The 13,377-nt window shown below is 62.0% G+C and carries 13 protein-coding genes; 12 read left to right on the top strand and 1 reads right to left on the bottom strand.

The window, feature by feature from the left end:
- The first annotated feature begins 17 nt into the window (after positions 1-17).
- From E5678_RS10860 to E5678_RS10805, 12 genes are all read left to right on the top strand, one after another.
- Entirely contained in the window at positions 18-1,193 is a 1,176-nt protein-coding gene (locus E5678_RS10860; RefSeq protein WP_136178540.1) for an acetyl-CoA C-acyltransferase, read from the top strand.
- Positions 1,194-1,320: 127 nt separating this feature from the next.
- Positions 1,321-3,144, top strand: a complete 1,824-nt coding sequence (locus E5678_RS10855) for an acyl-CoA dehydrogenase (protein WP_136178539.1) — start codon at positions 1,321-1,323, stop codon at positions 3,142-3,144.
- On the top strand, positions 3,144-3,434 hold the full coding sequence (locus E5678_RS10850; RefSeq protein WP_136178538.1) for a Dabb family protein: 291 nt from the start codon (positions 3,144-3,146) through the stop codon (positions 3,432-3,434). The genes E5678_RS10855 and E5678_RS10850 overlap by 1 nt, the downstream gene beginning before the upstream one ends.
- Positions 3,435-3,680: 246 nt before the next feature.
- The gene (locus E5678_RS10845; protein WP_136178537.1) at positions 3,681-4,472 is read left to right on the top strand and encodes an SDR family oxidoreductase; all 792 of its coding nucleotides are present in this window, start codon (positions 3,681-3,683) and stop codon (positions 4,470-4,472) included.
- A gap of 168 nt (positions 4,473-4,640) precedes the next feature.
- Positions 4,641-5,069 (top strand): PaaI family thioesterase, encoded by a 429-nt coding sequence (locus E5678_RS10840; protein WP_136178536.1) that lies wholly within the window; start codon positions 4,641-4,643, stop codon positions 5,067-5,069.
- 26 nt (positions 5,070-5,095) lie between these two features.
- Positions 5,096-6,109, top strand: a complete 1,014-nt coding sequence (locus tag E5678_RS10835; RefSeq protein WP_136178535.1) for an NADP-dependent oxidoreductase — start codon at positions 5,096-5,098, stop codon at positions 6,107-6,109.
- A gap of 146 nt (positions 6,110-6,255) precedes the next feature.
- Positions 6,256-7,908 carry an isovaleryl-CoA dehydrogenase gene (locus tag E5678_RS10830; protein WP_136178534.1) on the top strand — a complete coding sequence of 551 codons (1,653 nt, stop codon included), beginning with the start codon at positions 6,256-6,258 and terminating at the stop codon, positions 7,906-7,908.
- Positions 7,909-7,942: 34 nt separating this feature from the next.
- Positions 7,943-8,878 (top strand): glutathione S-transferase family protein, encoded by a 936-nt coding sequence (locus E5678_RS10825; protein WP_136178533.1) that lies wholly within the window; start codon positions 7,943-7,945, stop codon positions 8,876-8,878.
- Between the two features lie 5 nt (positions 8,879-8,883).
- Positions 8,884-9,372: a GNAT family N-acetyltransferase gene (locus E5678_RS10820; protein ID WP_210732058.1), complete on the top strand. Its 489-nt coding sequence runs from the start codon at positions 8,884-8,886 to the stop codon at positions 9,370-9,372.
- Between the two features lie 28 nt (positions 9,373-9,400).
- Positions 9,401-10,306 carry an SDR family oxidoreductase gene (locus E5678_RS10815; protein WP_136178532.1) on the top strand — a complete coding sequence of 302 codons (906 nt, stop codon included), beginning with the start codon at positions 9,401-9,403 and terminating at the stop codon, positions 10,304-10,306.
- A 129-nt stretch (positions 10,307-10,435) separates the two neighbouring features.
- Positions 10,436-10,858, top strand: coding sequence for an MGMT family protein (locus tag E5678_RS10810; RefSeq protein WP_348770378.1), 423 nt, complete (start codon positions 10,436-10,438; stop codon positions 10,856-10,858).
- A 61-nt stretch (positions 10,859-10,919) separates the two neighbouring features.
- On the top strand, positions 10,920-12,134 hold the full coding sequence (locus tag E5678_RS10805; protein WP_136178530.1) for a multidrug effflux MFS transporter: 1,215 nt from the start codon (positions 10,920-10,922) through the stop codon (positions 12,132-12,134).
- Between the two features lie 42 nt (positions 12,135-12,176).
- Here E5678_RS10805 and E5678_RS10800 read toward each other — a convergent pair whose 3' ends face one another.
- Positions 12,177-13,364 (bottom strand): SEL1-like repeat protein, encoded by a 1,188-nt coding sequence (locus E5678_RS10800; protein ID WP_136178529.1) that lies wholly within the window; start codon positions 13,362-13,364, stop codon positions 12,177-12,179.
- Positions 13,365-13,377 lie beyond the last annotated feature (13 nt).

The raw sequence follows: 13,377 nt of genomic DNA, 5'->3' as shown, positions 1-13,377 counted from the left end.
CTTTCAGGAGAATATTCATGACCAACGCCGTCATCGTTTCCACCGCCCGCACCCCTCTGGCCAAAAGCTGGAAGGGCTCCTTCAACATGACCCACGGGGCCACGCTCGGCGGCCACGCCGTGCAGCACGCTGTGCAGCGCGCTGGTATCGACGCCGCTGAAGTCGAAGACGTCATCATGGGTTGTGCCAACCCCGAGGGCGCCACCGGCGCCAACATCGCACGCCAGATCGCTCTGCGCGCCGGCATGCCCGTCACCGTGTCCGGCATGACGGTGAATCGCTTTTGTTCGTCTGGCTTGCAGACCATCGCTCTGGCCGCACAGCGCATCATTGCCGGTGAAGGCAGTATCTATGTGGCGGGAGGAGTGGAGAGCATTTCCTGCGTGCAGCAAGAAATGAACACCCATTTCCTGGCCGATCCCGCGTTGATGAAGTCCAAGCCAGAGGTTTACTGGAACATGCTGCAGACCGCCGAACAGGTGGCCAAGCGCTACAACATCGGTCGCGATGCCATGGACGAGTACGGTGCCGCCAGCCAACAGCGCGCAACCGCAGCCCTGGAAGCCGGCCTCTTCAAGGACGAGATCGCACCGATCACGGTCACGGCAGGTATCGCCGACAAGGCCCTGGGTCTGATCACCAAAGAAGTCACCGTTGAAAACGACGAAGGCATCCGCGCCGGCACCACGTTTGATGGCATCCACGGCTTGCGTTCCGCGTTGCCAGGTGGCTTGATTTCTGCCGGCAACGCCAGCCAGTTCTCAGACGGCGCAGGTGCATGCGTGCTGATGGACGAGACCCTGGCTGAAAAGCGTGGTCTGAAGCCGCTGGGTCGATTCCTCGGCTTTGCCGTGGCCGGTTGCGAGCCCGACGAAATGGGCATCGGCCCTGTGTTCGCCATTCCAAAAGTGCTCGCGCGTTTGGGCTTGAAGGTCAGCGATATCGACTTGTGGGAGTTGAACGAAGCTTTTGCTGTGCAGGTGCTCTACTGCCGCGACAAGCTGGGTATTCCGGCCGACAAGCTCAACGTCAACGGTGGCGCCATTGCTGTGGGGCACCCCTACGGTGTGTCGGGCCAACGCCTGACGGGCCACGCCCTGATCGAAGGCAAGCGCCGTGGCGCCAAGCGCGTTTGCGTGACCATGTGTATCGGTGGCGGCATGGGTGCGGCGGGTGTCTTTGAAGTGCTGTAAACGCGCCGCATAACACGCTCAAAACCACCGCTGTGGCGTCATCCGCTTCACTCCCTCCCGAGTGAAGCGCTGACGCCACAGCTGTTTGTAGGGTTGACAGCAGAACAAACTGAAGAAAGAGATAGATATGAACTTGCGCACGACACTGGATTTTCTTTTGTACGACTGGCTGGCCGCCACCTCGCTGAATGAGCGAGAGCGTTTTTCCGACCACACCCGCGAAACCTTTGATGCGGTGCTGGACACGTGCGAGCGCATTGCCCGCGAAAAATATGCGCCTTTCAATCGCCTGGTTGACACGCAGGAGCCGCAGTTCGACGGCGAAAAAGTGATCCTGCCACAGGCCACACACGACGCCCACAAGGCCTACGCTGAAAGCGGCATGTTGAGCGCCTCGCAAGACTACGACATCGGCGGCATGCAGCTGCCCTATACCGTGGAGGCTGCGGCGAACGCTTTCTTCGCCATGGCTTCGGTGAGCATCGGCTCGGGTCTGCTGACCGTGGGCAATGCCAATTTGCTGATGAAGCATGGCAATCCACTGCAAAAGAAGGTGTTCGCGTTGAACGAGTTCTCCGGGCGATGGTCAGGCACCATGTGTCTGAGCGAACCGCAGGCCGGCTCGTCTTTGAGCGATGTGGCAACCCGCGCCTTGCCCGATGGCCATGGCAGCGAGAGCGATCCCTTGGGGCCACGCTTCAGGCTCAAAGGCAACAAGATGTGGATTTCGTCTGGCGAACACGAGCTGACCGAAAACATTGTTCACCTGGTGTTGGCGAAGATCCCGGACGAAAACGGCAAGCTGGTGCCGGGCACGCGCGGCATTTCCTTGTTCATCGTGCCCAAGAAAATGGTGAACGTGGACGGCGAGCTGACGGGTGAGCGCAACGATGTGGCGCTGGCCGGTTTGAATCACAAGTGCGGCTGGCGCGGCACGACCAACACGCTGCTCAATTTTGGCGAGGGCAAGTACCCGGTCGGTGGTGAAGCCGGTGCGGTGGGCTACCTGGTGGGGCAGGCCGGAAAAGGCTTGGCCTGTATGTTCCACATGATGAACGAAGCGCGCATTGGTGTGGGCTTGGCGGCCACCATGTTGGGCATGGCAGGCTATGAGGCCTCGTTGGACTACGCCAAGAACCGCCCTCAAGGCCGCCCGATGGGCCCAGCCGGAAAGGATCCCGCGCAACCCCAAACACGCATCATCGAGCATGCCGACGTGAAGCGCATGTTGTTGGCGCAGAAATCCTACGCCGAAGGTGCATTGGCATTGGAGCTGTACTGTGCTCGCCTGGTTGACGAACAGCACACGGCGGCGGCCGAAGCCGCTGACGATGCACGCTTGCTGCTGGAAGTGCTCACGCCTATCGCCAAGAGCTGGCCCAGCGAATGGTGTCTGGAAGCCAACTCGCTGGCGATCCAGGTGCATGGTGGCTATGGCTACACGCGGGATTTCCCCGTGGAGCAGTATTGGCGCGACAACCGGCTCAACATGATCCACGAGGGCACACACGGTATCCAGGGCATGGATTTGCTGGGCCGCAAGGTATTGATGGAAGAGGGCAAAGGTTTGAAGCTGTTGGCAAACCGCATGAATGACACGATGCAGCGTGCGACCCAGGTGCCCGAACTGGCGGCCCATGCCAACGCGCTTGGGCAGGCATTGGCGCAAGTGGGGGCGGCCACCAAATCGGCGTGGGCCACGGGTAATCCAACCGATGCCCTGGCCAATGCAGTGCCCTATCTGCAGGGGTTTGGGCACATGATCTTGGCGTGGATATGGCTGGATATTGCCTTGACGGTGCAACCCGGCGCTGCCTCACCAGCGCGCACGGGACGCCTCGCTGCAATGACGTATTTCTTCCACTATGAATTGCCGAAAATTGGTGCCTGGCTGAATGTGGTGAGCAGCCGCGACCAGACCTGTGCTGAATTGCCAGAGGACGCATTTTGATGTTGCACCACACCGTGATGTGGAAGCTCCACGATGAAGACAAAGCAGGCAATGTGGCGCAAGCCGTGCGTTTGCTGCAGGGCTGCGCGGCCATTGTGCCGGGCATCGTGCGCTTTGAAGTCGCTGCCGCCCAGCCAGGGCTGGAATGCACCTATGACGTGGTGCTCAACAGCACTTTCGACGACGGTGCAGCGCTGGCCGCCTACCAGGCGCACCCGGACCATGTGGCCATCAAGCCGTTTATGAAATCGGTGGTGGCTTCTCGGCAGTGCATGGACTACGAGACCTGATGAGGGCCCCACGCTCCGCCGTTGCACGGGTCGCTGCCCCGAGGGGCTGTTTCGCCTTGGGGCGGCCCAGCGGTAAAACGATGTTGCCCCCACGCTCCGCCGTTGCACGGGTCGCTGCCCCGAGGGGCTGTTTCGCCTTGGGGCGGCCCAGCGGTAAACCTAAGCGACAACGCTTTTTTGCCTTCCCCGATACGCTAGTGTGAGCGATTCGATTTCTTCCGACAAAACCCCTACAGGAGACAACCCATGACCCGCACCGTACCCCAACTGTTTGACCTCAAGGGCAAGACCGCCCTCATCACTGGCGGCTCGCGCGGCCTGGGCTTGCAAATGGCCCACGGGTTGGGTGAGCAGGGCGCCCGCGTGGTGATCAGCTCACGCAAGGCCGCCGATCTTGAAGAAGCCACGGCAGAGCTGAAAGCCGCCGGCATTGACGCCAGCTGGATCGCCGCCGATTGTTCCAAGGAAGAAGAAATCCAGCGTCTCGCCACAGAAGCGCTGGAACGCCTCGGTGAGATAGACATTCTGGTCAACAACGCGGGCGCCGCCTGGGGTGCCCCCGCCGAAGACCACCCGATCGATGCGTGGGACAAGGTGATGAACCTCAACGTGCGCAGCTATTTCATCCTGAGCCAGATCGTGGCCAAGCGCAGCATGATCAACCGCAAAAGCGGTCGCATCATCAACACCGCCTCCATCGCCGGCCTGGGCGGAAATCCGCCCGAGATGCAGACCATTGCTTACAACACATCCAAGGGCGCTGTGATCAACTTCACCCGAACGCTGGCCGCCGAGTGGGGCAAATACGGCATCACGGTGAACGCCATCTGCCCTGGCATGTTCCCCAGCAAGATGACCCAGGGCACGCTCAAGGCGCTGGGCGAAGAGAAGCTGGCTGCCGCGGCCCCTCTGCGCCGTCTGGGCGATGACGAAGACTTGAAGGGTCTGACCGTGTTGTACGCGTCCGATGCAGGCAAGCACATCACCGGCCAATGGCTGGCCGTTGACGGCGGCGTGTCCGTGGTGACCGGCGGCTGAATTTGACCCACCCCTGCGCCGCGCCGGCGGCGCGTCACCCCCTCCAGGGGGCGATGCTGGTGGCCTGGCAAAGCCAGTTCCACGGCATCCTTGGGAAATGCACTTCGCTCCGGCGGGCTTCCGAGTTCTGCCGACCCCTACCCTTCGAGACTGCTGCACACTGTGTCCATGGAATTTTCTGTTCATATCCCTTTTGTCGAGCTGTTGGGTTTCGAGCTGTTGAGCATGGCCGACGGTCATGCGGAGATCGCTTTCAAGCCCACAGGCGACCACCTCAATTCATTTGATGTGGTGCACGGGGGCGCGAGCATGACGCTGATCGATGTGGTGATGGCCCATGCGGCGCGCTCGGTCGAACCCACCATGGGTTGCGTCACCATTGAGATGAAAACCAGTTTCATGCGCGCCGCCAAAGGGCCGTTGGTGGCCAAGGGCAAGCTCTTGCACCGCACCGCGACCATGGCTTTCACCGAAGCCAGCGTTTTTGACGCCGCTGGCAAGCTCTGCAGCCACGCAACCGGTACCTTCAAGTTTGTGGCCCGCCTGCCCGTTGGCTCGGGCAGCACACAAAGTCTCAATCGCATTTCAACCGACTGATCACCAGTCCCTTCAAGGAAAACACCATGCCTACCAATCAGCAAATTGTTCTCGACAACCGTCCCCAAGGCGAAGCCGCCGCAGACAACTTCAAACTCGTCAGCAGCGAGACACCCGCTTTGGCCGATGGCCAGGTGCTGGTCAAGCACCATTTCCTCAGCCTCGATCCCTACATGCGCGGCCGCATGAACGATGCCAAGAGCTACGCACAGCCTCAAGCGCTGGGTGAAGTCATGGGCGGCGGTACCGTGGGCGAAGTGGTGGAGTCGAAAAACCCCAAGTTCGCCGCCGGCGACAAGGTGGTCGGCATGGGTGGCTGGCAGACCTACAGCGTGGTCGATGCCAATCAGCCGGGCGCGCTGCGCAAGGTCGACACCACCCATGTGCCACTGTCCCATTACCTCGGTGCGGTGGGCATGCCAGGCGTGACCGCCTGGTACGGTCTGGTCAAAATCATCAACCCCAAGGCGGGCGACACCCTCGTCATCAGCGCCGCCACCGGCGCCGTAGGCAGCGCCTTCGGTGCACTTGCCAAGGCGCGTGGTTGCCGCGTGGTCGGCATTGCCGGCGGCCCAGAGAAATGCCAGTACGCGGAAAAAGAACTGGGCTTTGATGCCTGCATCGACTACAAGCTGCACAAGGACTCCGCCTCGCTGGGCAAAGCACTGAAGGAAGCTTGCCCCAAGGGCATTGATGGTTACTTCGAAAACGTGGGCGGCATGGTGCTCGACGCCGTGCTGACGCGCATGAACGCCTTTGGCCGTATCGCCATGTGCGGCATGATCGCCGGCTACAACGGTGAGCCCGTGCCCCTGACCTACCCCCAGCTCATTCTGGTGAACCGACTCAAGGTCGAAGGTTTCATCGTGAGCGAGCACATGGAAGTGTGGCCCGAAGCCCTGGCCGAACTGGGCACTCTGGTGGGCACCGGCAAACTGCGTCCCCGCGAATCCGTTGCCGATGGTTTGGCCGCTGCACCCGAAGCTTTCATTGGCTTGCTCAAGGGCAAGAACTTCGGCAAGCAGCTGGTGAAGGTGTAATCCCCCCCGCGCCGCCGTTGGCGTTACCCCCAGGGGGGCGCCACTGGCGGCCCGGCAGAGCCGGTTCCGCGGTGGCCTGGGTTTGAGCATGCCTTCGCTCTCGCTTTTTGGGCCGCTCTTTTGGCTGTCGGACATTGGGAGCGCCAATGAATAACCTCACGCACGAAGTTTTCAACCAGCCTGAGCCGTTGGTGGACGTGAACCTGTTTGCGGGCAATCAGGCCTTGCAAGCCGCGTTGGCCTTCAATGCACCTTTGCTGGACGTCGCGCCTTTGCAGGCGCTGGGTGCGCAGGTGGGCAGCGCCGAGATGCAGACCCATGCGAGGCTGGCCAATGTGTTTGCGCCGCAGCTCAAATCCCATGACCGTTTTGGGCGGCGGCTCGATCAGGTCGAGTTTCATCCGAGTTACCACGCGCTGATGTCGGCCGCCATTGAGGCGGGATTGCATGGGTCGGCGTTCGGCGAGACCGAGCAGGCCACGGGCCACGCCCATGTCAAGCGAGCCGCCGGTTTCATGCTCTTCACGGAGCTTGAGCCTTCCGTGCTCTGTCCGGTCTCCATGACCTACGCGGTCACACCGGCGCTCAAAGGCAACGCCGCGATCTACGGCGACTGGTCGCCGCAACTCACCAGCCGCGCCTACGACCCTGAATTGAAACTCTGGAAAGACAAACCCGGCGTGACCATGGGCATGGGCATGACGGAAAAGCAAGGCGGCTCTGATGTGCGTGCCAACACCACGCAGGCCGTGGCCGATGGTCAGGACGGGTGGGGACAGCGCTTTTTCGTGACGGGGCACAAGTGGTTTTTTTCCGCACCGATGTGCGATGCGTTCTTGGTCCTGGCGCAAACGGCGTCGGGCTTGAGTTGCCTGTTCCTGCCCCGCGTGTTGCCCGACGGCTCGCTCAATGCGCTGTTCATTCAGCGCCTGAAAGACAAACTGGGCAACAAGGCGAATGCGAGCTCCGAAGTGGAGTTCGTGAACGCGACCGCCTGGCTGGTGGGGGAAGAAGGGCGTGGCGTGCCGCAGATTCTCGCCATGGGCAACATGACACGCCTGGACTGCGCATTGGGAACCAGTGGCCTGATGCGCCAGGCGCTGTCGCTGGCACTGAACCACACCTCCCAACGCAAGGCGTTTGGCAAGCTGCTGATCGATCAGCCCTTGATGCGCAATGTGCTGGCCGATCTGGCCCTGGAGTCCGAGGCCGCAACGGCTTTGGCGGTTCGCCTGGCCCGCAGCATTGACCGGTCTTCCGATCCCCATGAGCTGGTGATGAACCGCTTGCTGACACCGGTCTCCAAATTCTGGATCTGCAAGCGAGGGAGTCTGTTCGCGCAAGAGGCCATGGAATGCCTGGGAGGCAATGGCTATGTGGAAGAGGGCGGTGAAGGCGTCATGGCGCGCATTTACCGTGAGATGCCGCTCAACAGCATCTGGGAGGGCGCGGGCAACATCATGGCGCTGGATCTGCTGCGTGCCCTGCGCAAGGCAGACGCGGGGGAGGCCCTGGCGCAAGAACTGGCGCCAGCCCGCGGCATGCATCCGGCCCTGGACCACTTGGCCGAATCTCTGCCCACGCGGGTGGCGGCGATGGCCTCGGAAACCGAGGCCCGTCGCCTCACCCAAGACGTTGCCTTGGCGGTACAGGCCGCTTTGCTCGCGCAGACCGCGCCAGCGGCCGTGTTTGCTGCGTTCTGCGATTCCCGGCTGGATGGCCACTGGGGTCACAGTTTTGGCAGCTTGGGTGTCGGGACCGACTTCGACGCCATCCTTGCGCGTGCCATGCCACGCTGAAATCTGATCCACCAAAAACCCACGGAGACATGCCATGAGCGACCTGATCTTTCACCACTACCCCTCGTCCCCCTTCTCGGAGAAAGTGCGACTGGTCCTGGGCTACAAGCAGCTGGCCTGGAAGAGTGTGTTGATTCCGCGCATCATGCCCAAGCCCGATGTGCTCACCCTGACCGGCGGCTACCGCCGCACGCCGATTCTGCAGGTCGGGGCCGACATCTACTGCGACACAGCACTCATCTGCGACGTGCTTGAGGACCGTCAACCAGAACCCCCACTCTTCCCGCTACACAACAAAGGCTTGGCGCGGGTCTTGGCGCAGTGGGCCGACGGCACCCTGTTCTGGGCCGCGATGGGCTACAACCTGAGTCCTGCCGGCGCTGCCGCCATGTTCATGGGGCGACCACCCGAAGAGGCCAAGGCATTTGCCGCAGACCGTGGTGCCATGCGCGAGGGCATGACCACACCGCGTGCAGGCGATGCAACGGCTGCCTACAAGAGTTACCTGCGCCGTCTCGCCAACATGCTCGACGGGCAAGATTTTTTGCTCGGAGAAAGGCCTTGTGTGGCCGACTTTGCTGCCTACCATCCACTGTGGTTCAGCCGGGTGGTGAACCCCGCCATGGCAGGTGTTCTGGACGCCACGCCCAACGTGATCGAGTGGATGGATCGCATGCACGCGCTGGGCCACGGCCAAATGGAGAAGTTCAGCGCTGCCGACGCCATCGGCGTGGCTGCCGCAGCCGAGCCTGCGCCGTTGAGCGAGGCCGTTTTCCAGGATGAGCACGACATCGCGCTGGGCAGCCGCGTCACCATTTCGGCTGAAACTTTCGGCACAGAGGCCACCGAAGGTGTGCTGCGCGCAGCGACCCGGACCCGTTACACGCTGGAACGCACAGATGACCGGGTGGGCACCGTGCATGTGCACTTCCCCCGCATTGGCTTCGTGCTGAAAGAGGTTCGCAATTGAGCGCCATGCCAAGTGCACCGGTGACCATACCTGCGGTGGTGCAATGGCGCTGTTTGCCATTTGCCGAATTATCGGGTGAGGCGCTGTACGAACTCTTGCGCCTGCGCTCGCGGGTGTTTGTGGTGGAGCAGCAATGCATTTTTCTGGACATGGACGGCATGGATGCCGCCTGTTTGCACGTCTTGGGTGAAACCGTGGGTGACGCAGGCGAACGCAAGCTGGTGGCGTCCACGCGCCTGGTTCCCGCGGGGGTGGCCTTCGGCGAAGCCAGCATTGGCCGCGTGGTCACGGCGCCCGAAGCGCGCAGCGGCGGTCTCGGTCACGCGCTCATGGCCGAGTCGCTGCAACAACTCACGATCCTTTGGGGCCAGCAGCCAGTGCGCATCGGTGCCCAGGCCCATCTGGAAAATTTCTACAACCGGCACGGCTTCGTGTCGGACAACAAGCCCTATATCGAAGATGGCATCGCGCACATCGAGATGATTCGGCCCTGATTCCCTTTTTACCCAGGAGACATTTTTCATGATTCAAAATTTCAAGAACAAAACCGCCGTGCTCACCGGTGCGGGTTCCGGCTTCGGCCTGGAGTGCGCCCGCATTGGTGCGGCCCATGGCATGAATCTCGTGCTGGTGGACGTGCAGCAGGATGCGCTCGACAAAGCCGAGGCCGAAATCAAGGCCACCGGCGTGAAGGTGTTGGCGCGGCGTGTGGACGTGTCCGATGCCGACCAGATGGCCGCTTTGGCCGATGAAGTTGAAAAGACCTTTGGCGCCCCCCATTTCGTGTTCAACAACGCGGGCGTGGGCTCGGGTGGCCTGATCTGGGAGAACTCGGTCAAAGATTGGGAATGGGTCTTGGGCGTGAACGTCTGGGGTGTGGTGCATGGCGTGCGCCTGTTCACCCCCATGATGCTGGCCGCAGCCAAGGCCGATCCAGCCTACCGGGGTCATATTGTCAACACCGCCAGCATGGCAGGCTTGTTGACGGCGCCCAACATGGGCATTTACAACGTGAGCAAGCACGCCGTGGTGAGCCTCACCGAAACGCTGTACCAGGATTTGAAGCTGGTCACCGATCAGGTGAGCGCCAGTGTGCTGTGTCCGTATTTTGTGCCCACCGGCATCAGCCAGAGCCACCGCAACCGCCCCACCGAAATGGCCGACGAGAAAGCGACCCAAAGCCAGTTGATCGGTCAGGCCATGGGCGAAAAAGCGGTGAGCTCGGGCAAGGTGTCGGCGTCGGAAGTGGCCGAGATGGTGTTCAACGCCATGGGCACCGACCAGTTCTACATTTACAGCCATCCACAGGCACTGGGCAATGCCCAGCAACGCTTCGACGCCATCGTGGCCGGCACCAACCCGGTCGACCCTTTCACCGCCCGGCCAGACATTGGCGAGAAACTGCGCGCTCAGTTGCGCGCGAGCTGACCGGCGATGGCTGGGTGCGGCCACATCCTGTTCGACACGGCCATCGGCCGTTGCGGGCTGGCATGGGGACCGCAAGGTCTCCTGGGGGTTCAGCTGCCGGAAGCGGACGATGACGCCACGAAGCGGCGATTGTTGAAAAGCGCCGGCGATTGTCCGACGCTGTCCGATGTTCCCTCTTTGGTTCCGCAGGCGGTGCAAGGCATTCAAGCCCTTTTGCGGGGTGAGCCCCGGAACCTGCTTGAGTTGCCTTTGGACATGTCGCTGCTCACCGATTTTCAGAGCAGGGTTTATGCCTTCGCACGCGCCATTCCGCCAGGCAGCACCCGCACCTATGGCGAGGTGGCGCGTGGGTTGGGTGATGTGAAACTGGCGAGAGCGGTGGGCCAGGCCATGGGACACAATCCGTTCGCACCTGTGGTGCCTTGCCACCGTGTGCTGGCGGCAGGGAATCGGCCCGGGGGCTTTTCAGCCACCGGCGGCGCGGCCACCAAACTGCGCATGCTGGCCATTGAAGGCGCCATGCGGAGCGAGACCCTGCCGCTGTTTCGCTGATTCAAGCCGCCCGGTAGCCGGCCAAGTCCAGGGTTTCCACCCATGACGCACAATCGGCGCCATGCCCGTCTCTCGTTACTTGAAAATGGCCCTGATACTGGGCTTGATTTCCGCCATCGGTCCGTTTGCGATCGACATGTACTTGCCCGCTTTGCCCGATATCGGCCAGAGCTTGGGGGCCGAGGTGGGGCAAGTGCAGCTCACGCTCACCGTGTTCTTCTTGGCGCTGGGTTCTGGCCAACTGTTGTACGGCCCCATCTCCGACATGGTGGGGCGCAAGCCTCCACTGTACTTTGGGCTCGGCATTTTTACGCTGGCGAGCATCGGCTGCGCGTTCACCACCGATGTGCAGACGTTGATCGCCTTGCGGTTTGTTCAGGGTTTGGGGGCCGCTGCGGGGATGGTGATTCCGCGCGCGGTGGTGCGCGATCTGCACACCGGCACCGAGGCCGCGCGCATGATGTCGTTGCTGATGCTGGTGTTCAGTGTGTCACCCATATTGGCGCCCTTGGCTGGCAGCGGCGTGATTGCGGTGGCGGGCTGGCGTGGCGTTTTCTGGTGTGTGGCGCTGGCAGCCTTGGCGGGCATGTTCCTGATCCACTACCTGCTCAAAGAGACCCGAGGGCCTGAACAGCGGGTGGCGAGCAGCCTGGGCAGTGCCGTAGGTGCCTATGGTGTCTTGCTGCGGGACCGCTATTTCCTGGGCCTGGTGGGCATCAGCGCCAGTGCGATGGCAGGCTTTTTTGTTTTTCTGGCCGGGTCACCTTTTGTATTGATCAACCATTACGGGCTCACACCCGTGCAATACAGCCTTGCGTTTTCGCTGAACGCCATTTCTTTCATCGGTGCGTCGCAGTTCACGGCCGCGCTCGGCAAACGTTTCGGTCTGGTGCGCCTGGTGAAGTTCGCGGCCAGCGCATCGGGCGTGTTCATGGTGAGCCTGCTGGCGTTTTACCTGGCCGGCGGCGACAGCCTGCTGGTGTTGATGAGCCTTTACTTCGTGGCCAGCGGCTTCATGGGCCTGGTGATTCCGACCGCATCGGTGCTGGCGCTGGACCGGCATGGCGCCATCGCCGGGACGGCCTCGGCTTTGATGGGTACCCTGCAGATGCTGGGCGGTGCTGCGGCCATGGGCATCGTGAGCCTGTTTGCCAATGGCAAGCCTCTGCCCATGGTGGCGGGCATGGCCGCAGGAGCCTTGACGGGCGTGGCCCTCACTTGGATCACCTTGCGCGGGCAAGCGCCACATACGGCGGCGCCGGTGCGCAGCAGTTGAATGCCTTCAGCCACTCTACCGAAGGGCTGCAGACGGCGGTCGTCAGTAGATGCGGGTCCGCCACTTTTCAGGCAGCAGATCGATCAGGGGGGTGCGTTCGCGCTGCAGCTGGCGTGGCGCAGTTTTGATCCGCAGGCCCGGGGTCGATTGAGTCAGGTCCAGCTCGCTGAGCTGGCTGAACCAGGAAAAATCCACGTTCCCCCCCACCAATGGCCGTGAATAGATCAGGGCCAGCATGCGCCCTGCTTCTTTGCTGCCTTTGGCGTCAGCCAGTCGGTAGAGGCGGATGGCCTCGGAGTAGTTGACGGAAACGCCGGAGCCCCGGTGAAAGCGCTGAGCCTGGTTCAGCAGTTCCGCGGCGACTTTGCTGGCGTCGCTTCTGGGGTCGTTCCGGGGCTGCTCGCCTTGCGCCACGATGGCGGCATTGGCAGCAGCAATCGCCGAATCGCCTGCTGCCTGTTGAAAGTACTTCAATGCTTTGTCTGGCTGCTGCTTGGCCACAGCATTCAAACCCAGCTCGATCAAAGCGTGGATGTTGCCAGCGCGCGCTGCACTGATCAGCAATTCCGGCGCGATGAGTGGTGGTTCTAGATCGTTGTTCTGGAGGTCGGGTGTCGCGGTGTGCAGTGGCCTCAGGCGATCCAGCGCCAGCCATTGCAAATAGAGTGCCAAGGGGCGGTTGATGGCGCGAAGCGGTCGAATCCATTGCTCGGCCTTGGAGGGTTCCGGCAGGCCCGCACAACCTTCGATGGCGCACCAGGCCATGCCCGCCAGCGCTTGTCGAGCGCCCAACGCCAAGGCCCGTTCAAACCACAGGTGGGCTTGGCTCAGATCCTGTGGAACGCCAGCCCCGTGCAAATAGATCAGCCCCAGAGTCCAAGCGGCGTTGCCTGCGGACAGGTAAGCGCTGCTTCTGGGACGCCGCTTGCTTTTCAATTGTGCCCGGACGGCGGGCGAATCTGCGATTCGAGTCAATGCAGCGAGCTCGCTGGTGGTGTCGAGATCTTGCGGATCAAAGCGTTGAAGAGGGCGTGGCTCAATCGGGTCCAGGGCCATGTCCGATGATGGCCATGGGGATGGCTCAATGGGTGCACCAATGTCTGGGCTTTCGGTGGGCGCAATCTGGGTGCCCGCCTGAACCGGTGTGACCAGCGTTAGCGCCCAGATCGCAACCACAACAGCATGAACAGGGAGTTGCACATGCCAACTGAGCGAAAAAGTCTGGCGCATGGCAACCCCTGGT

It is taken from the genome of Hydrogenophaga sp. PAMC20947 (genome assembly GCF_004795855.1).
Lineage (GTDB): Bacteria > Pseudomonadota > Gammaproteobacteria > Burkholderiales > Burkholderiaceae_C > Hydrogenophaga.
The sequence above is the reverse complement of the archived record's forward strand: the minus strand, read 5'-3'. Positions and strand labels throughout refer to the sequence as shown.